The organism is Chitinivibrionia bacterium (genome assembly GCA_009779925.1).
Classification (GTDB): Bacteria; Fibrobacterota; Chitinivibrionia; order Chitinivibrionales; family Chitinivibrionaceae; genus WRFX01.
The window spans coordinates 1-19,688 of record WRAZ01000018.1; the positions used below are offsets into that span (position 1 = coordinate 1).

22 protein-coding genes are annotated in these 19,688 nt (G+C 42.6%); 17 read left to right on the forward strand and 5 right to left on the reverse strand.

What is annotated here, in order from left to right; all coding sequences use genetic code 11:
* Positions 1–272: 272 nt before the first annotated feature.
* On the reverse strand, positions 273–422 hold the full coding sequence (locus tag FWE23_06495; GenBank protein MCL2845083.1) for a hypothetical protein: 150 nt from the start codon (positions 420–422) through the stop codon (positions 273–275).
* A 153-nt stretch (positions 423–575) separates the two neighbouring features.
* On the opposite strand from FWE23_06495, the gene FWE23_06500 reads away from it, so the two are divergent.
* From FWE23_06500 to ftsY, 3 genes are all read left to right on the forward strand, one after another.
* The gene (locus FWE23_06500; protein MCL2845084.1) at positions 576–1,874 is read left to right on the forward strand and encodes a UTP--glucose-1-phosphate uridylyltransferase; all 1,299 of its coding nucleotides are present in this window, start codon (positions 576–578) and stop codon (positions 1,872–1,874) included.
* Positions 1,875–1,917: 43 nt separating this feature from the next.
* Positions 1,918–3,240: an RIP metalloprotease RseP gene (gene rseP / locus FWE23_06505; protein MCL2845085.1), complete on the forward strand. Its 1,323-nt coding sequence runs from the start codon at positions 1,918–1,920 to the stop codon at positions 3,238–3,240.
* A gap of 135 nt (positions 3,241–3,375) precedes the next feature.
* On the forward strand, positions 3,376–4,281 hold the full coding sequence (gene ftsY, locus FWE23_06510) for a signal recognition particle-docking protein FtsY (GenBank protein MCL2845086.1): 906 nt from the start codon (positions 3,376–3,378) through the stop codon (positions 4,279–4,281).
* A gap of 3 nt (positions 4,282–4,284) precedes the next feature.
* Here ftsY and FWE23_06515 read toward each other — a convergent pair whose 3' ends face one another.
* A complete protein-coding gene (locus FWE23_06515; GenBank protein ID MCL2845087.1) occupies positions 4,285–4,566 on the reverse strand; it encodes a type II toxin-antitoxin system RelE/ParE family toxin in 282 nt (93 codons plus the stop codon).
* A complete protein-coding gene (locus tag FWE23_06520) occupies positions 4,563–4,883 on the reverse strand; it encodes a HigA family addiction module antitoxin (GenBank protein ID MCL2845088.1) in 321 nt (106 codons plus the stop codon). Before FWE23_06520 ends, FWE23_06515 begins: the two co-directional genes overlap by 4 nt.
* 528 nt (positions 4,884–5,411) lie before the next feature.
* On the opposite strand from FWE23_06520, the gene FWE23_06525 reads away from it, so the two are divergent.
* The 6 genes from FWE23_06525 to FWE23_06550 all read left to right on the forward strand — a co-directional run bounded on the left by FWE23_06525 (position 5,412) and on the right by FWE23_06550 (position 12,410).
* A complete protein-coding gene (locus FWE23_06525; GenBank protein ID MCL2845089.1) occupies positions 5,412–5,687 on the forward strand; it encodes a hypothetical protein in 276 nt (91 codons plus the stop codon).
* Positions 5,672–5,950: a DUF4160 domain-containing protein gene (locus tag FWE23_06530; protein MCL2845090.1), complete on the forward strand. Its 279-nt coding sequence runs from the start codon at positions 5,672–5,674 to the stop codon at positions 5,948–5,950. The genes FWE23_06525 and FWE23_06530 overlap by 16 nt, the downstream gene beginning before the upstream one ends.
* 2 nt (positions 5,951–5,952) lie before the next feature.
* Positions 5,953–7,260: an FtsW/RodA/SpoVE family cell cycle protein gene (locus FWE23_06535; GenBank protein MCL2845091.1), complete on the forward strand. Its 1,308-nt coding sequence runs from the start codon at positions 5,953–5,955 to the stop codon at positions 7,258–7,260.
* Positions 7,261–7,353: 93 nt separating this feature from the next.
* Positions 7,354–10,644, forward strand: coding sequence for a S8 family serine peptidase (locus FWE23_06540; protein MCL2845092.1), 3,291 nt, complete (start codon positions 7,354–7,356; stop codon positions 10,642–10,644).
* A gap of 217 nt (positions 10,645–10,861) precedes the next feature.
* On the forward strand, positions 10,862–11,344 hold the full coding sequence (locus FWE23_06545) for a hypothetical protein (protein MCL2845093.1): 483 nt from the start codon (positions 10,862–10,864) through the stop codon (positions 11,342–11,344).
* Between the two features lie 409 nt (positions 11,345–11,753).
* Positions 11,754–12,410 carry a hypothetical protein gene (locus tag FWE23_06550; protein MCL2845094.1) on the forward strand — a complete coding sequence of 219 codons (657 nt, stop codon included), beginning with the start codon at positions 11,754–11,756 and terminating at the stop codon, positions 12,408–12,410.
* A 62-nt stretch (positions 12,411–12,472) separates the two neighbouring features.
* On the opposite strand, the gene FWE23_06555 is transcribed toward FWE23_06550, so the two are convergent.
* The gene (locus FWE23_06555) at positions 12,473–12,646 is read right to left on the reverse strand and encodes a type II toxin-antitoxin system HicA family toxin (protein ID MCL2845095.1); all 174 of its coding nucleotides are present in this window, start codon (positions 12,644–12,646) and stop codon (positions 12,473–12,475) included.
* A 3-nt stretch (positions 12,647–12,649) separates the two neighbouring features.
* Positions 12,650–12,847: a type II toxin-antitoxin system HicB family antitoxin gene (locus FWE23_06560; protein MCL2845096.1), complete on the reverse strand. Its 198-nt coding sequence runs from the start codon at positions 12,845–12,847 to the stop codon at positions 12,650–12,652.
* A gap of 216 nt (positions 12,848–13,063) precedes the next feature.
* On the opposite strand from FWE23_06560, the gene murG reads away from it, so the two are divergent.
* Genes murG through FWE23_06600 form a run of 8 tightly spaced genes read left to right on the forward strand, consistent with a single transcriptional unit; the run spans position 13,064 to position 19,648 of the window.
* On the forward strand, positions 13,064–14,143 hold the full coding sequence (gene murG, locus FWE23_06565; protein MCL2845097.1) for an undecaprenyldiphospho-muramoylpentapeptide beta-N-acetylglucosaminyltransferase: 1,080 nt from the start codon (positions 13,064–13,066) through the stop codon (positions 14,141–14,143).
* 16 nt (positions 14,144–14,159) lie between these two features.
* Positions 14,160–15,296 carry a hypothetical protein gene (locus FWE23_06570; protein MCL2845098.1) on the forward strand — a complete coding sequence of 379 codons (1,137 nt, stop codon included), beginning with the start codon at positions 14,160–14,162 and terminating at the stop codon, positions 15,294–15,296.
* Between the two features lie 24 nt (positions 15,297–15,320).
* A complete protein-coding gene (locus FWE23_06575; GenBank protein MCL2845099.1) occupies positions 15,321–15,518 on the forward strand; it encodes a hypothetical protein in 198 nt (65 codons plus the stop codon).
* Positions 15,519–15,520: 2 nt separating this feature from the next.
* Positions 15,521–16,756, forward strand: a complete 1,236-nt coding sequence (locus tag FWE23_06580) for an ABC transporter permease (protein MCL2845100.1) — start codon at positions 15,521–15,523, stop codon at positions 16,754–16,756.
* Between the two features lie 9 nt (positions 16,757–16,765).
* A complete protein-coding gene (locus tag FWE23_06585; protein MCL2845101.1) occupies positions 16,766–17,446 on the forward strand; it encodes an ABC transporter ATP-binding protein in 681 nt (226 codons plus the stop codon).
* The gene (locus FWE23_06590; protein ID MCL2845102.1) at positions 17,443–18,129 is read left to right on the forward strand and encodes a UvrB/UvrC motif-containing protein; all 687 of its coding nucleotides are present in this window, start codon (positions 17,443–17,445) and stop codon (positions 18,127–18,129) included. Before FWE23_06585 ends, FWE23_06590 begins: the two co-directional genes overlap by 4 nt.
* The gene (locus tag FWE23_06595) at positions 18,126–19,280 is read left to right on the forward strand and encodes a hypothetical protein (GenBank protein MCL2845103.1); all 1,155 of its coding nucleotides are present in this window, start codon (positions 18,126–18,128) and stop codon (positions 19,278–19,280) included. Before FWE23_06590 ends, FWE23_06595 begins: the two co-directional genes overlap by 4 nt.
* A complete protein-coding gene (locus FWE23_06600) occupies positions 19,277–19,648 on the forward strand; it encodes a RidA family protein (protein MCL2845104.1) in 372 nt (123 codons plus the stop codon). Before FWE23_06595 ends, FWE23_06600 begins: the two co-directional genes overlap by 4 nt.
* Positions 19,649–19,688 lie beyond the last annotated feature (40 nt).

A 19,688-nucleotide genomic window follows, 5' to 3' on the forward strand; every position in this document is an offset into this window, starting at 1 on the left:
ATAACCGTAACGCATTTTGACGGTTGCGCCATCTACAACGTAGAAGTCATAGACGGCGAAGACACCACTTGGTCGGTCGGTCTCAACAAAGAAATTCCTTGCCCGAGCGAGGAGTAAGTAAATATATTTCTGTTATTTTCAATGGCAAACTTAAGGGTTTGCCTTTTTTATTATTGGTAATGCTTAAATTCTTTTTCAAACAAATGCGTATAAAAAGGTTCGGATTTCAACGGTTCAGATTTCATTTAGCAATTCTCCAATCGGACGAAGAGTTATTTCACCTCGCGAACAGATTCTCTCAATTCTTCCAAGTACGCCTCGTTCTCGTCGTAAATGTCGCCCAGTCCGACAAACGGCAAATTTTTAAACATCGCTGTCATAAAAGACACTTTGTTTTTTGGGACGTTTATTGTCATAGTCATAAGAGACCTCCTTGTTTTAATTTTTCCAAAAATATTATTTTTTAAAATACTTTTTGCCAAACAAGCAAAGTGCGAGCAAATTATTTTTTTGCCTTTTTTTTGTTGGCATAACGTATTTTGGGTGTTAAAAATAATATTTTGAGGTAATTAAAGGTGCTAAAAACTGAAAAAATTCAGCAGAAAATGAGCAAGCTCGGATATGACGAGCGCATAATCGGGCTTTTTTTGCGGTATTACGAAAAACTATCTTCGGGCGACAGAGGAATTATTCGCGAAAGCGAAATCTTGCCCGTTGAATACGGAAGCGTAGAGAAATTTTGCGATATACCCAAAGTTGCCGATACCCAAAATAAAACAGCCGTGATAAAACTAAACGGCGGCTTGGGAACGTCTATGGGAATGGACTTTCCGAAATCGTTTGTGGAAGTTCGCGAGGGGAAGCGATTTATTGACCTTGCGGCAGAAAATTCAAGCGAGCGCACTCCGCTCATCTTTATGAATAGCGCCGCGACAAGAGAAATGACCGACAAATTTATCACAGAAAATCCTCAGATAAAACACGGGAATATTGCTCCTGCGTTTTTGCAGCATTCTTTTCCGAAAATCTTAAAAGATACGCTTGGATTGGCGGAATTTCCGCAAAATTCGGCTTGCGAATTTAATCCCGCAGGGCACGGAGACGTGTATATGGCGCTAAATTTAAGCGGAATTTTAGGCGAGCTCTTAAAGGAAAATTTTGACTTTGCGTTTATCTCGAATATTGACAACACGGGCGCGGTTTTTGACCCGTCAATCGCCGATTATATGGCAAAAAACGGCATTTCGTTTTTGATGGAAGTTTGCCGCAGAGGCGAAATGGACAAAAAAGGCGGACATATTGCAAAAACGCGAGAAGAGCGATACATTTTGCGCGAAAAAGCGCAGGTAAACGAGAGCGAAATCGCGGAATTTGAGGATATAAATAAATATTCGTATTTTAACACGAATTCCGTTTGGGTGGATTTGCGCAAATTGAATGAATATTTGGAGAAAAACGCGGGAATTATTGAGCTTCCGTTTATCGCAAACGAAAAAACGCTCGACCCCAATAACAAAAATACGCCGAAAGTGTATCAGATAGAGCAGGCGATGGGGGCGGCTATTTCGCTGTTTGACAACGCGCGAATTTTGGAAGTCGAAAAGGAAAGATTTTTTCCCGTGAAAACCAATAACGACTTATTTTTGCTTCGCAGCGACAGGTTTTATCTGGACGGAGCTAAAGTAAAATCGTTTGACGACAATAAATCGCAATGCAACGTGGTGTTAAATCCCGAATTTTACGGGAATTTGGCGGATTTTGAAAAACGCCTCAAAAACGGGGCGCCGAAAATCCAAAAATGTACAAAATTGCTTGTAAAAAGCGATGTTTATTTCGACAAAGAAATGGAATTTACAGGCGAGGTGGAATTATGAAATTGACAATGAATTTAAAAAAGAAAAAAGAAGGCGGTTGCTTATGATAAATATGATTTTGGGCATTTTTGTCCTCGGAATTTTGGTGTTTATTCACGAATTGGGGCACTTTTTGGCGGCGAAATTTTTCAAAATGCCGGTTCTTGCGTTTTCGATTGGTTTCGGACCGCGGATTTTCTCGAAAAAAATAGGGGAGACCGTGTATCAGATAGCGGCAATTCCGTTTGGCGGCTTTGTTGCTTTGGAAGGGCAAGACCCGAAAGACGGCGAAAAGTTGTCGGACAATGCGTTTTGCTATCATCCGATTTGGCAGAGGGCGGTGGTTGCGTTTGCGGGACCTGCGTTTAATGTAATTTCGGCGTATATATTCTTGGTGATTGTGTTTATGAACGGAGTGCCGCACGCGCCTTACTTAGACACCAACGTCGTGGGGCTGGTCAGCCAAAATTCGGTGGCGTACGAGCACGTTCAGCGCGGCGACAAAATAATTTCCATAAACGAAAACGCGGTGGAAAACTGGGTGCAAATCACCGAAAGATTGGGCGATTTAAGTCCGCGGCATTCTATAGTTTTGCTTCGCGACGGCGACACCGTTTCGACGAATATTGCCGTTCCGCTTCCAGACCCGCGAACGCTTGCCACCGAGGGGAGCGGCATTTTTCCGCCTATTCCGCCTGTTATAGGGCGTGTGGAGGCTGGTTCTGCGGCGTATCTTGCGGGATTTTTGGGCGGCGACAGCATAATTTCCATAAACGGAGAAAATGTTTTGAGCTGGTTTGCGGTTAGCGAGACTATTTCAAATTACGACTATGATTTGGGTGAAATTTCGGTTGCGGTTGCGCGAGACGGCGTTGTTTTAGACCTTTATGTTGTGCCGAAATTCAGCGTTGAACACGAGCGTTTTATGATAGGAATTGTGATGGCAAATCCAAGCACGCAGATAAAAAGTCATCCGTTCGGCGCCGCGCTTGTGTTGGCGTATCGCGACTGTATTCGCTATTCGGTAATGATTTTTGAAACGCTCCGAAAACTTATAACTCGCCTTATTTCGCCCGAATATTTGTCGGGTCCCGTGGGCATAATGCAGATGTCAGGAGCGGCGGCGCAGAGCGGACTTTCGTCGCTTTTGCAACTTATGGCGATAATCGGAATAAACCTTGCGATACTGAATTTAATGCCGCTTGTGATAACCGACGGCGGTATTTTGTCGATGCTTTTGATAGAGGCGATACGCGGAAAACCAATTCCGAACGCCCTGCGCGAAAAGTTATCGTACATAGTTATGATAGGATTTTTATGTTTGGCGCTTTTTGTAACATTTAACGACATTATGCGCTTTTCGACTTTGCAACAGTTGTTAAGATGACGATGTAGGGGCAGGTTTGAAACCTGCCCTGTACGCAGAAAACCGTAGGGGCGGGGTTTGCCCGCCCAAACACGAAATCGATAAACAAGGGCGGGCAGATCCCGCCCCTACAAAAAAATAGGAGATACACATATTATGGGACTGTTTTCACGGCTTTTTTCGGGAATGACCAAGACTCGCGAGCAGATAAGCCAAACCGTCGAGGTGCAAAAAGAGATTACTGAAGAATTTTACGAATCGCTCGAAGACGCGTTGATTTGCGCGGACGTAGGCGCGGACATTTCGGCGGATTTAATAAAAAAACTGAGACAAGAAGTGAGTTTTCTTGAATACAAAGGCACAAAAGACGCTTACGATTTACTGAAAAAGATAATCGCCCGCGAACTTTTGGTGAAAAATCCACCCGAAGAATTTCCGCCCAAACCGTGGACAATCCTCGTTATAGGCGTAAACGGCGTAGGTAAAACAACCACTATCGGAAAATTAGCAAAAGAATTTCGAGACGACGGCAAAAAAGTAATGCTCGCCGCCGCCGACACTTTCCGCGCGGGAGCTATAGAGCAACTAAAAGTATGGGCGGACAGGTCGGGCTGTGATTTTGTGTCGCAACACGAAGGAGCGGACGCCGCCTCTGTAGTTTTCGATGCTATGACCGCCGCCAAAAATCGCGACACCGACGTGCTGATAATAGACACAGCAGGTCGCCTGCACAACAAAACCAACCTTATGATAGAGCTGGAAAAAATTGTCCGCGTTCTGAAAAAAGCAAACGAATACACCCCCAACGAAGTGCTTTTGGTTCTCGATGCAACAACGGGTCAAAACGCAATGAACCAAGCAAAAGTTTTCAACGAAGCAGTTCCCTTAACAGGCTTTGTAATAACCAAATTAGACGGTACGGCAAAGGGCGGAATAGCGATAAATCTCACAAAAACTTTCGGCGTTCCCGTACAAAAAATCGGCGTTGGCGAGGGTATAGAGGACTTGCAGAAATTCGTCCCGAAAGATTACGTTGCGGCAATGTTGGGGGATTTGGCGTAGTAATTAGTGATAATCTGTTAATTCGACGCTTTCCGCACTATTGTTAATCCATACAAAGCAAATTCTGTATTGATTGTTTATGCGAATACTGTATTGTCCTTTGCGGTTGCCGCTAAGTTTTTCCAAGTGATTTGACGGCGGCTGGCGCAAATCGCTTATATTGGTAGACCTATCCAAAAAGTCTAGTTTTACCATTGCGCGCAATTGTATTTCTGTCGGAAATTTTTTAGAATGTTCGCCGTCAAAAATTTTTTTAGTTTCTCTGTCTTTGAATGACTTTATCATACCGCCGCAACTCTTTGAGCTCGATTGCCGACAATAGAAGATATGGTTTTTAATTTGCCGTGTAAATTTCGTTTTGCTAATCGTATATAATAATTATATTGCAGTCCCCAAAAGAAACCATCCGACATACCAAAGTATTTGGCAAGTTGCAAAGAGACTTCCGCGGTCAAGTCCTTACCGCCGTAAATTATAGACGCCAATTCCCAGTTTGGAATTCCTGTTGCAACAGCAACATCATCTACACTTAAATTATACGGCTCAAAAAACTCTTCGCGAATTATTTTGCCGACGGTGCTTAGTTCAAGATATTTTGACATAATTATCTCCTTTTTTGATATAAAATATCATTTGCCAAACAAAAAAGGATAATATAACTTTGCTTATTTATTCTGTTTTCTTGAATATTCAATTTTCTTTTTACTTTTAATTACACGCAAATATTATTTTATTGGCGCGAAAATGTCGAAATGCGGGGATTTTATCTCTGCTTTTCGTCTATAACTTATTACCAACAAAGTAATAAGATAAGTTCAACCTTTGTGGTTGTTCTGTCTAACTGTCTTATTGCTTTTCAGGTTATAGATAAAATTCGACATTTTCGCAAAAAATATGAATTTTGGCGGAACAGCCTTTTTCCTCTGTTTCTGTCAATTCTTTAATATAAAGGGGTTGTAGAATGTGTGAAATTAATATTTTTCTGCTTATTTTGCTTGCTATCATAGCAATTCACATAGGCAAGATATTATGTCGTTTGCTTTCTATTCCGAGCTCGTTTTGAAAGTCCTTCTCTTTTTCTCTGTGGCGAAACGTATTTTTACCCCAAAAGAGCAAAAAAGGAGCAAAAAATGAAACACTACTATTCCACAGTTGATAACGTTGTAATGACGCACTCTGATATGGAATACAAAGATACCGGACGAAAAGTCAGAGTGCATTTTGAACGTCCGAACGGAAGCGAATTTGATTTTGCCGAGGGAAATATACCGAGTTTTGAGTTTGATAAATCTTACGGTTTTAATCAGAACGAATTGCTTCAACTGCAAAGATACCTCCGGAATAATTCTTTTTTAATATGGGAATACGCGCAAAAAGGCGGAGGCGAGAAATGCCTAAGGTCTTAGTTGATTATTTGGGCTTGGTTTTTTATTTCTGGGCAAACGAGTTTGGCGGAAACAAACTTGAGCCTGTCCACATACACGTATCGCGTGGAAAACAGGAAGAAAATGCAACAAAAATATGGATTAAAACCGACGGCAGTTTGGAAGTTGCAAACAATAACAGTAAATTAACGCAAAAAGAATTGTCAAAAGCGCTTGAGTATATAGAAACCAATAAAAATGATATAATTGCGCAATGGTATATGTTTTTTGGAGCGAGAAACTAACAATGAAAAAAAAAGCAGAACCGCTATTTACCGCGGATGGGTTTAATAAATGCAATAAAATAATGCTTTCTTGCGCGGCTTTGCTTTTTATTATCGGGATTGTTTTCGTTTTTGAGGCGGACAGGACTGCGATTTTGTCGCGAAACAGCAAGGGCGTTCTTCAGATTTTCTGGTCTATGCTTGGATTGCTCAGCGCTTCATTTTTCCTTTTGATAAACTACAAAAAACTTGCGAGCGAAAAATTTTTGTCGATATTTTTGACAATTTTGACGGCAATGCTGGGCGTTTTGGCTGTGTGTTCCATTATAAATATATTCGGCAACGAGGTGCGAATAAGTCTGCCGGGCTTCGGAATTCGACGAATTAACGGCGCGTATCGCTGGCTTCAACTGGGACCGATTACATTTCAGCCGTCGGTTTTTGTGCAGGTGTTTCTGATATTGTTTATAGCCTCGCATTTGTCTAAAATAAACGACGATGCCAAGCGCAAAGGAAAGGCAAACGGGGCTCCTTCGCTTTCGGCAAAGAAAAATGCGCAAACTCAAAAAATGCACTTTGCGAAAAGTAGCAGCGAACATCTTCCCGAATTCGCCAAAGGGCGCGTCGGCTCCTTTTTGGTAAAATATCGCTCGCAGTGCTTTGCTATATTCATTTTTGGATTGGTTTTGGTACAGCCAAGCACTTCGGTCGCCATTTCGGTAATGCTTACGGCGATTGCTATGATGCTGCTGAAAAATCCCAAAATCTTGTTCAGAAGAATTTCCGCTATAGTTCTTTTGGTGTTTGTTTTGCTTGGCGCAATCGCTTGGAACGCGTTTCCGCATATCCGCGAAAGAATTGTGCGCGGCGGCGATAATTTCCAGAGCAGACAGGCGGTTTTGGCTATCGGAAGCGGCGGAGTTTTGGGATTGGGGCTTGGAAACAGCGAGGCAAAACATTCGCGCCTGCCCGAAATTGAGAACGACTACATTTTTTCGCTTATTGCCGAAGAAACGGGTTTTGTCGGCTCGATTTTGTTTATAGGGATTTACGCAATGTTTATTTTGCAGGGATTTTTGACGGCGATACGAGCGCAGGACGGTTTCGCCAAGCTTGCGGCGTTTGGTTTTACGGTTAATTATGCCTTTGCGTTTTTGGTGCATTTATTCGTGAATTTGGGATTTATAAGCACGGGCGCGGGCTTGCCTTTTGTAAGCTACGGCGGAACGGCAATGATAGCCGACTCCATCGCGCTCGGAATACTTTTGAATATTTCGGGAACGGGCGCGAGCGCGACAAAACCAACAAAAATCCACCAAAACCAAAATTAAACCGCAAATCGGCTCAACAATAATGTATTTTTAATCGCAGTAGCAGTAAATATTCTGCTTACTTTATATACCAATTTAACCAAGGAGTAAAAAATGAAAACTTTCTTTCTAATACTCGCAGTTATTTTTGTACTCGTTCCCGTGCAAACGATAGGAGCGGAAAAATTTGCGTTCAATGCCGACAAAATCAATCTTTTAGACGAAAGAGAATTTCTTACGCAAACGATGGAACTTCTCGCCCGAACTTCCGAAGCAAGCACGGCGCGAATTGTGGAAAGCAACGGGCAATGCGAATTTGCTTTTTCGCGAATTATTGCAAGAACGCAATCTCACGATGTTTTGCTTGCAACAAATCCAAGAGAATTTCTTTTCAGAGAAGACGGTCTTAATATTTTGCAATTTGATACTCCCGAAGAAGCGCAGACCGCTTTTAACACGCTTCTTAAACTTGTAGGCGATAACACTTGTTGCTCTTCATCGAAAACTTGTGCTGTAAATAGTGCGAAAATTTTATGGGTTCACCCCGATAGAGTGCACGAAAACGACATAATACGGGCTATGGGAACGCTTGAGCAATCTTTGGCGCCTAACGAAAGAGCGGCGCGAAGTATTCCATACACTCCTACTATTCCTGCTAATTCCGCTGTAGTAAACCAAAATTTTCCGGCGGCAAGTTTTGAGGATTTTTTATCTTGGGGTGCGCCGCGTATGGGTATTCCTGCATATACGCGGTGGCTTAAACAGAATAATAATGAAAATGTACGCGCAACAGGAAGAATTACGGTTGCAATTATAGATATGGGAATTGATTTTTCTCACCCGTTTTTTATAAACAGAAGAAGTCCGTTAGACCACCAAACGCCTTGTAATGCTACGCATGGATTTATGGGACACCACGGTAATGCTATTGCCGGTCCTATTGCCGATTTTACGCGCGGGCTACCTGTCGATCTTGTGTCGCTTAATCAGCTTCATTCTTCTTTTGGAGGCGATGTCGGCGTTGCCGCCGCTATAGATTGGGCGCGCATAAACGGTGTTCACGTGATGAATGTTTCACAAACTAATTTTATAAACAGAGGGGTAATCTGTGTTGCCGTTACAAACGCAATAAACGCAGGTATGGTTGTAGTAGGCGCTGCCAGTAATAGCACCCAAACCCTTACAGCCGCTAATAGCTGTACAGACGGACACTTGTCGGGCGCCGCAATAGTTGTTGCGGCTTTTGAGCCAAATGAAGTTCCACGTTCATCAACAAACAGGGGTAGCGCAGTCGATTTTGTTGGTCCGGGACGGGATGTTCGAGTTCCGTTCAGTGATTTTAGGACGCAAGGAGTGGTTACCAGACACATTTATGCTATTACTCCATTTGGCGAAACATCTCAGGCGTCGCCTCACATTGCTGCTGCTGCGGCATTGATTTTATTGAATCAACCGCACCTTACGCCGGCGCAAGTTAAAGCGGAATTAACAAGAGTTGCGAGTTTTCGTCAAAATCAAGAACATAACCGCACACTTTTCGGCGCAGGGTTTCCCGACCTCTCGTTGCTTATAGGTAGCGGTGGCGGCGGTAATCCTCCTGTCCATGTTCCCGTAACAAACATAACGGGCGTTATTACAACGGATATGGTTGCCGGCGGAACTCGGTCTTTATCGGGCACGGTTATTCCTACGAACGCAACCCATCGTAATATAGTTTGGTCTGTATCAAACGCCGGAACAACGGGCGCGACAATAAGCGGAAACACGTTGTCAACTCCAAATGCGGGAACCGTTGTAATAACGGCAACTATTACAAACGGAGCAACGGCAACAACTAACTTTACAAGAAATTTCAACATTACGGTAAATCCGCAAAGTAGCGGCGGCAGTATTACCATCAGCCGCGTTCGTGTAAATTCTTGGGAAGCCGTAGCCACGGGCGATAGATTTGTGCCTAACAGTTTGTTTGACGGTAATCCCAATACTTTCTGGCACGCGAGATGGAGCGGAGGCAGCGGGCACGGAAGAGGAGAATCGCTTGTCGATATAGATTTGGGCGGCGTACAAACAGTAAATCGAATTGAAATTGACAGGCGTTTGGTTTCGGGGCAGAACATAAGGTTAGTGCGTATGTTTACCCATAACGAGCAAGGCGATGAATTCCCCAACGGCGAAAGAATACCTGCAACTTTTCCCGCTAACGTCCCGCAAGCCGATATTGACGCGGATTTTGCTATGACCGGCTGGACTGAACTTGGAAATGAAGCCCACGGAATCACAGGTCTTAATACGTCCAATTCCGTAGTATTGACCCTGAATGCTCCTATTACGGCGCGTTATATTCGGCTTGGCATAGAGAACGGTCCTGTAATCGGCACCGCAGATTTTACGCAAGTCCGCGCAATTCGCGTATTCGGAGAGAGCGGCGGTATTATTGTTATTCCTCCTTGCGAAATCTGCGGAGAAAATCCGTGCATTTGCATAATACTACCTCCTACGGATTGCCCTGATTGCGGAAACTACCCATGCACTTGTCCCATCGTAACACCCGAAGGCATAGGTTTGGTTCCTTGGAAACACGCCGAGTGGTCGGCTTATGTGGAAGGCGATCCCTTCGGAATGAACGGAATGCTCGGTTCAAGTGTGAGTATTACTTCCGACGGCACAGACGGAGCTATGGTTGCAAGTTTAAAACTCGGAACAAGCGACGGCGCCAACTATCCGTACGTTGGCTTAATGTTATGGTTGGATGACTCCAATATTGACTTTTCCGAAGTAACGGGAGTAAAAATCAGCTATACGGCAGACAGACCTTTAAGATTTGTGCTTTCCGACGAAACTTCCACAGGTTATCCGGACTGGACTCCTGTAGGTCATATACTTGGAGACGGAACACATAATAACGTAATCCTGAGTTTAGAGCAAGTCAGACATAATCGGTCAAGCGCAGTAAATACGAAGGCGCTGACTTTCTTCCATAACGAGCCGGGACAAACGGTTAATCTTACTGTGCGGGAACTTATTCTTATCGGAGGAAAATTAGAGGAAGGCGGCGGCGGAACCTCAATCCGCGACCGTGCTCCCGTAAGCAACAGATACGGCATTATTCTCGAAAACGCAATAGTTTCGGATTTCGCAAGAATTTCGGTAATCACCCCCGAACCCGCACAAATAAATTTGCGAATTATCGATAATTTGGGCAACGTTGTATTCACGGAAACCACCGCCGTACGTACGGGCGGGTTTGTCAAACCCGCCCCCAACAACGATAACACCATCGTCTGGAATTTAACCAACCGAACAGGCAGATTTGTCGCCAACGGTACCTATCTGATTGTGGTGGAGGCAACAGGTATCAGCGGTCGAAGATTTACCTATTCGGCGAGGGTTGGAATTAACCGATAAAATAATAATTTCAATTATTTTTTTGTAGAGACAAGGCACGCCTTGTCTCTTTTTGTTTTCGGCAAAATATATTTTTACCCAAAAATATTTAGGATTTTTTTTCACAAATTCTTCCATTTTTCCGCAAAAAAAACACCAAACCACCGCGCTACCTCAAAGCAAATAGTATTTTCTCGTGAGAAAAAATGCAGAATGGTAACAAAATAAGGAAAATTTTTTGCAAGAGCTAATTTCATACACAGACAGAGAAATCGAAAATTGGGATAATAGTCCAAACATAAATATTGCAAAGAATATTGACGACGTTATTTCTTTTGTGAGCCGTTCTATTAACGGAGAGGTAAACGGGCAAAAAATAATGCTTGGAAAAGTAGGAAGCGATTTGGCGGCGCGTATATATAACGAGATAGGCATAAATTTGGAATGGTATAATCTTGAACTTAGAGCCAATGAAATAAGGCACAGTTTTAATGAACACGGAAACCAACAAAAAGAGGCAATGAGAGGGCAACAAGCGATTACTACAGAGGATATGGCAAACTTTTCGCGAGTTGTAATTGAGTTTGAAACAGTAAGCGCAACAAAAAACAATGGGTTGCAATTTGTTAAAAACATTAACGGGCAAATTATAGTAGTATGCGTTTATGCCAAAGGAAACAAGTCCATTTCTCTTAAAACAATGTATAAAAAACAGGGGTAAAAAGAAAATAAAAAAGGAAGCCCTATCAATAACGCCCCAAGCGACAGTGGTATGAGCACGGCTGATAATGCTTCCTTTGTATAATATACCAAATCACTGCGCAAAAAGTCAAGGGTAAAATTGAATTTTTATCTTTTTTAGTATTTTTCCCACACCAAACCACCGCAAACACAAACACCAAAACCGTTCAATCTCCGACTTCCGTCTTGTATGTGGCGTTTGCGCCAAAAACTAATCACTGATTTAATCAGTGATTAACTAATATATTATCTGTTATTTTTCGGAAACAGAATAAGATACAAACAGAAATCCGCAAAAAATCATCAAACTGCCACCTCGCTCTAAAGCAAATATTATTTTCTTTCCGTTCTTTGGCTAAAAAATGAATTTTTCATTTTCTCAAAGGTGAATGTTAAAAAGCGGCGGGGCGGATAATGAAGTTGAACTATACAAAAATGAGAAACAAGGTAAAAAAATGAATAAACGGATAATAATATTTATCTTGTTAATATTTTGTATTGGAAAAGCAGGTAGGATTATGGCTGACGATTTTGAACATTTAATGTTTTCAAGTGATGAAATGGAAATATTAAATTTAACAATAAATGATATTATGCAGGTAATTCTAATACCGAATAATGAAACAATATTAATAAACAGAAATATTAATTTAAGCAGAGTGAACTTAACTACAGGTCTTTGTTCCGCTCAACAAGTGAATTCAAATAATTTTAGAGAAAGATACTTACAAAATATTAGTGAAGAATTATGGCAATCATTACACAGTTATAATTCTCATAGATATATTTTTGATTCCAAAACAAGTTTTAATGTGCAAAATTATAGACTTGTAAACATTAGTCCTAATTATATAGGAAATCGTAGGCGTGGTGAACATTATCCTTTATTATCATTTTCCAGAATTGGCTTTAATAATGATAGGACAGAAGCAATAATTGAAATAAATTATTTTTTTCCACGTGCCGGAAGTGGATTCATAGTACATTTGAAAAAAGAAAATAATATATGGGAAATTATAAATAGAAGAAGGGTATGGGTATCATAAAATTTATTATATAACATCAATATTTTTTTGCAGAGACAAGGCGCGCCTTGTCTCTTTTTGTTTTACGCAAGTTTCTTAATTATACATTTAGCAAGCATTTCATTTATTTCGGAATGTCGCGGAATTGCTTGTCCGACGCCGGTTTTGGGATTTTTATACCAATCGTGATTTCCGCCGTGTCTTACAAATATTGCGCCGTTTTTTGTGATTATCTTGATTAAATCATTTTTCTTCATATTTTAAGCGAATTCCAATACCCCGCTTTTATAGCGGACGGAAGAATGTATGTCGTCAAAAATCATTAAATCGGAATACAGCGATTTCAGCATTTCTTCCAATTCTTCTATTGTCTCCCCTTGTGTTTCATATTCGGGAAAATCGACAAGATGACCAACGTAATAGTCGTCGTGTTTTGTGTATATATAATTCAGTTGCATTTTGCCTTACTCCTTTCTTTATAATGTTGTATAATATACCATTTGCCAAAAGCCAAAATGAAAATTTTCCCCAAAAACAAAATAATCTCACTCCGCTGTCGCACAAATAGTAATTATTTTTTTGTAGAGACAAGGCACGCCTTGTCTCTTTTTGTTTGCGGCAAAATATATTTTTACCAATGAAAAACGGCGAAATGCGAAAAAAGAGGCAAACTAATGAAAAATGACATAAAAGTTATCCTTGCGGCAGGCGGAACAGGCGGACACATTTTCCCCGCTATGGCGACCGCCTTGGAAATCCGCGAAAAAAATCCGTCGGCGCAAATTGTTTGGATAACTACAAACCGCTCGAACGAAAAAGAAATCGCCGAACGCTTCGACATAAAAATGCTTTCGCTGAACGTGGACGGAATTAAACGCTCTGTCTCTTTGCAACCGATAAAGGCTATCGTTAAATTGTTTCGCGCTATATCTTTTATGAAAAAATATTTTGCCGCGGAAAAACCCGACGTCGTTGTCGCTTTCGGCGGATATGTCTGCGCTCCCGTTTTATTTGCGGCGAAATCGAAAAAAGCGCCGTTTTTTATTCAGGAACAAAATACCGTTGCGGGAGCGGTGAACTACTTTTTTGCAAAATCCGCTAAAAAAATATTCTTGGGAATGCCTTTAATTAAGGAATTTAACGCCGACAAAAATGCGGTGATTGTCAGCGGAACTCCCGTGAGAAAAATTCAGAATTACACAAATTTTGACTTTGAAAAAACAATTGACCCCAAACGGCGCACCGTCCTTATTTGCGGCGGAAGTCAAGGGGCGCAATCGATGAACAAAATCCTTGTTGCGGCGGTAAAAAATCTTTCGCAAAAGGGCTTCCAGATAATTTGGCAAACGGGGAGCGCGGGCGAAGAGGAGATAAAACAAGAATTTGCGAACGACAAAAATATTACGGTTTTCGCTTCTTTGGCAGACCTTTATCCGTATTATTCCATCGTCGAATTTTTGATTGGACGGGCGGGCGCGGGAACTATAAGCGAGGCGCAACTTTTTGCGTTGCCGTCCATATTTATTCCGCTTCCGTGGTCGGCGGAAAATCATCAGTGGCACAACGCGCAATATGCAAAATCTTGCGGCTGGGCGCTTTGTTTTGAGCAAAATTCCGAGGCAAGTCAAAAAATAACGGAGTTTTTTGAGGCTTGCGAAAAAGACGAAAAAATTTACGAAAATATGAAAAAATGCGCTGCGTTAAGCACGGCGAACGCCGCCGAAATCATTGCCGCGGCAGTGCTTGACGGATAGTGAAACGGAGAAAAAAATGCTGCCGACTTTAATTGACACGACGGAAAATTGCGACTTGCTTTTTGAAACCCTGAAAAACGAGCCGATTGTTGCTATGGACACGGAATTTGTATGGACGCGCTCTTATTTTCCTTATATAGGCATTATACAAATAGGAATTTCGCCCGAAAAATCGTATCTTTTGGACGCGGCGACCCTAAAACAATGCCCGCAATCGTTCAGGGATTTTTTGGAAAACGACAAAATTATGAAGGTTTTTCACGACGCGTATCAGGACGTTCAGATTGTGAATTTCTATGCAAACGCAATAACAAAAAATGTTTTGGATACGCAACTTGCGGCGGCGTTTGTGGGTTTTGGACGGGCGGTGCCGTTATCGGAACTCGTAGAAAAAATATGCGGAAAAACCCTGCAAAAGTCCGAAACGCTTACGGATTGGATGAAACGCCCGCTGACCGTCGCACAGCACGAATACGCCCTTGACGACGTTAAATATCTTGCGGATTGCGCCAAAGAACTCATTCGCCTTGCCGTCGATAGCGGGGTGTGGGAATGGATTAAATTCGATTGCGAGGAAGAGCTCGAAATTACGCAACCGTTTTGTTTGCCGAGCGCTGTTGAGCGGTCTTTTTCAAGGGAATGCAGGGGAGTGTCGATGGCAAATCGTCCTAAACTTTATCGTTTGTGTTTTGCGGTAGAAAATTTGGCTCGCGAAAAAAATTTACCCCGCTCGTTTTTGTTTAAGCAGGGAATTTTGGCGGAAATCGTAAATTGCAAAATTGACGAAAACTCTAAAAATGTGAAAAAAACGTCGCTTTCGCCGAAAAGTCAGGAGCGTTGGTCTAAGTTTTTTGCGGAAAATATTTGCAACGAAAAAATAGCGGTCGATGAAAATGTTGTGAAAAGGAAATCCAATTTCAAAGACAAAAACGCCGTGCTTACGGGAATTTTGGCAAAAGAAATCGCCGAAAAGATTGACGAAGCGGCGGACGGCAAAGGTATAGCGAGTTCGCGGATTTACAATCGCAAGCAGATAGCGGGTTTAGTGCGCGAAACGCTCGAAAATAAAAAACTTGCCGAACTTCACGGGTGGCGGAATGTATTTTTAGGCGAAATTTGGAAAAAATTCTGGGAAGATAAAGAAGAGATTTGAAAACAGGGATTATGGGGGTAAAATATGAGTTTTTATCATAAAAACGCGCCGAAATTTATGGCGGTCGGGTTTGTTTTGATTGTAGTCGGAGTGGTTTTTGCGCTTCAGTTGCCGCATTTGCAGATATATTCTTGGATATTTGCGGGCGCCGGTCTTGTGTTCTATGTAGCGGGGCGCGTAGGTATTGTTTTGGCTAAAAACGCCCGATACGAGGACGAATAACTTTGAAATTTGAAACATTTATTGCTTCGCGCTATCTTAATTTTCGCAAGCGCGGATTTATTTCGCTGATAACGACGATTTCGATTTTGGGCGTTTTTTTGGGGACTTGCGTTCTCACAATCGCTTTGTCTATTGCCAACGGAATGGAAAACGAAGTCCGCGAGAGAATTACGGGAACTTTTGCGCACGCACGCATCCAAAAACGCCACAACGCAGTTATCCGCGATTACGAAGGATTGGCGCAAATTGTGCTGAACCATCCCGAAGTCGTTGCGGTTTCTCCCACGATTATGGGCAAAGGCACGGTAGAGTTCGGAAACGTCCAAGAAGGCGTTATGATAATGGCGGTAAACGACTCTTTGGAGCGCCTTACCACCGACCTTCACAAGCGGATAATCGAGGGTGATTTTGTTCTGGGCAGAAGCGTTTCGCACAGATTGCGCGAAAATCCCGAAATAATTATCGGAAGCGGAATAGCCAACAAATTCGGCATTGGCGTAGGGCACGAACTTGTGCTTATGACCATAGTAAACAGCGACGACGACGGCGACCCGTCTCCCGCAATGATGCGCTTTGTAATTTCGGGCATTTTTTCGACGGGAATGTTTGAATACGATCAAAATCTGATTTTTATTTCTTTGGACGCGGGCAAAAAATTATTTGAAATAGACGGCGTAGAAATGATTTCGTTCAGAGCTCGCGATATTTTCAGAGCGGGCGCGGTTGCCGAAGAAATAGTGGAAAGTCTGGGCGGTCTTCCTTTCCGTTTCACCGATTGGGAAAGTCAAAATCATTCGCTTTTTCAGTGGATGCGCTTGGAACGGCTAATCGTTTCCATAATAATAATGATTATAGTAATAGTCGCGGCGTTCAACATAACTTCGACTCTCGTAATGATGATAATGGAAAAACGCAAAGAAATCGGAATTTTGCGCAGTATGGGCGCTTCGCGTTTCAGCATAATGCGAATTTTCTTGCTCAGCGGCGGACTTATCGGACTTGTAGGCTCGCTTGCGGGAACGATTACAGGCGCAATTCTTTGTTTTGTTCAAGAAAAACACCGAATAATAACGCTTCCCGCGGAAGTGTACATTATAGATTTCGTCCCGATTTTAACAAAATTCGACGACGTCCTGCTGATTTTCATCGCGGCAAATCTAATTTGCCTTTCAGCGTCGTTTTACCCCGCGTGGCGCGCGGCGAATTTGTTGCCCGCCGAGGCGATTAGGTTTGAGTGAGGTGAAAAAATGATAAAAATAGAAAACTTAGCAAAAACATTCAAAAGCGGGAGCGAGGAGCTTACCGTTCTCAAAAATCTTTCGTTTGACATTGCCGACGGCGCGCGGGTTGCAATGGTTGGGGCGAGCGGGACGGGGAAGACTACGCTTTTGCAGATTATCGGGGGGTTGGATAAGCCGACTTCGGGTAGCGTTTTGATTGACGGGCAGAATATTAACACTATGAAAGAGCGCGAATTATCGGCGTTTCGTATTAAAAATATGGGGTTTGTGTTCCAGTTTCATCATTTGTTGCCTGATTTTACGGCGCTTGAAAACATTATGATACCGGGACTTGTCGCAAAAATCGGGCAAAAAACTGCTCAAAAGAGAGCGGCTATGTTGCTCGAAGAAGTTGGGCTCAAAGACAGAGCAAAGCACATTCCCTGCGAATTGTCGGGGGGCGAAAGACAACGGGTTGCGTTAGCAAGAGCATTATTTAACGAGCCGAACATCATTTTAGCGGACGAACCGACGGGAAATCTGGACTTGGCGAACACAAAATTATTTATTGAAACAATTTTCCGCATAAGCGCTGCGAATAAAAGTATATTCCTCATTGCTACACACGACGACGTCGTTGCGAATTCTTTGGATTATCGATTGTCGTTGTCGGGCGGAGCGCTCGAAAGAAAGGACGGTAAGTTATGATGATATGTGAAAAATGCGGAAAACCTGCGATAAGCCAAATCACTTCGGTAGTCAACGGGAAAAAGGAAGAGCGACACTATTGCGGCGAATGTTTCGCTCGTATTGCCCCGTTCGGGAATATTGCGAGCAACTTTAATCTGCCCATAATGCCTATAATACAAATAGAAGAAATCAGCCGAAACGAAGAATACGAGGACGACGGGCTTAACGAAAACGGTGTTCCTTACGAATACGATTGCGGCGACGACGAAGGATGTTGCGGCGGCGTTCCGGCGTTTTTGCAAAATATGGTGATGTCTTTTGCGGGTGATTTGTTCGGAAGAGCGGCGACGCCTCGTTCAAATAAAGGCGACGCTTCGCTGGCGAAAAACCAAGCTCCGAAAGGACCGATTATTCAGTGTTCGGGTTGCGGAATTTCTTCGGAAGACGTCGAAAAAATGCAAAAAGCGGGTTGTGCAAAATGTTATAGCACATTCGAAAATATTCTTATGAAAAAACACAACCGTTTCAGCGAAGGCAAAGCATACAGCGGTAAATATTACAGTCCCAAAATCGTTTGGAACGACATTGAGCACCTTCAAAGCGAGTTAAATCTTGCCGTGAAAAACCAAAACTTTGAGTTGGCGGCGAAAATTCGAGACGGAATGAAAACTTTGCAGACAAAGAGGGCAACTGCTGAATGAAGGAAGCCCAATATCTTGTCCGAACGCAACCTAAATGGCTCGAAATCGATAAATCATCAACTAAAAATCCCGCGATAGTTTTGTCGCAGAAATTCGGTTTATCGCGCAACATAAAAAAGTATCCTTTCCTCGAAAATTCGATTGCTTCAGAGAAAGAGTCTATATACAATGACGTTTTGGACGCTATTAAAAAAGCGAAAATCTACAGCGAAGAAGATTTTGTCGAAATGAACCTTTTGACGGGTAGTAATATTATTGAAATGTTGCTTTTTGAAAAGGATATAATTCCCGCATACACAATGAGTTGCGATTGGATGCGCGGGGCTGTTGCAGGTATGGGAAATACTGCGCCGATTATTTTGGTGAATACAAAAAATCATTTGGATATTATATCTTTCTGCGACATCGGAAACGAAAAACAAACGCTTGCCAAGCTCAACGAGGCGGATAACGTTTTGGGCGAGGAATTGCTTTACGCCTACGAGCCCCGTTTGGGTTTTTTGACGGCAAAGCCCGAAGAGTGTGGCAGTGGACTTTGGGTAGAGACTGTAGTTCATCTTCCCGCGCTTGTATTGCTTGAAGAAATGACCGAAACCATTAACGGCTTGCTTGTTATGGGAGCGACAATCCAAGGACTTTACAACGAAAGATACGACGCTTGGGGCGGATTTTTTAAAGTAATGGTCGGCTCGTTTTCGAGCTTGGACGAAGACGGAATTATCGAAAAAACGCGAGAAATTCAAAACGCATTGATAACAGCCGAAACCAAAGCGAGAAAACGGCTTTTTAAAGAGGCGAAAATCGTTATGGAAGACAAAGTTTTCCGCAGTTTCGGAATGATGAAATATGCAAGAGTTATGCCGCTTTCACAACTTTTTAATTTTATGTCGTTGCTTAGACTTGGAAGCGAATACAAAGTTATTCCTATAAATCTGAAAATTCTTAACGTGCTTTTTGAGCGCGGTTTTTCCGCCAATTTACTTTTGGCTTCGGGCGAAAGCGGCAGTATCGTTTCTCCTGAAGACATAGACGTTGAGCGGGCTAATCTGTATCGCTTTATTCTGAGAAACATTGAAGCTCAAATGAATTTCAACGAAAAAAAAGAAAAGCCGATTTCGCGTAAAAATAAAGAAGAAAGAGTGCCGTTTTGAGAGCAATAACAGCAACCGGCGCGCCGCGCGCTATAGGTCCGTATTCTCACGCGGTTGTTTCGGGCGACTTGGTTTACACGTCCGGGCAAATACCTCTTTCGCCCGAAACAGGCGAAATGATAATCGGCGGAATAAAAGAGCAAACAGAGCAAGTAATTCAAAACTTAAAAGCAGTATTGACGGCGGCTGGCAGTGATTTGTCTAAAGTTGTAAAAACCACCTGTTTTTTGACGGATATGGCAAATTTTTCAGTATTTAACGAGGTTTACGCCGAGCATTTTACAGGCAAACCAGCCCGTTCCTGCGTTGCAGTTCTCGCCTTGCCCAAAGGTGCGCTGGTTGAGGTTGAGGTGGTGGCAGTAATATAAATAAAGGAACGACTTGTCGAGCCGTTCCTTATTAAAAAAA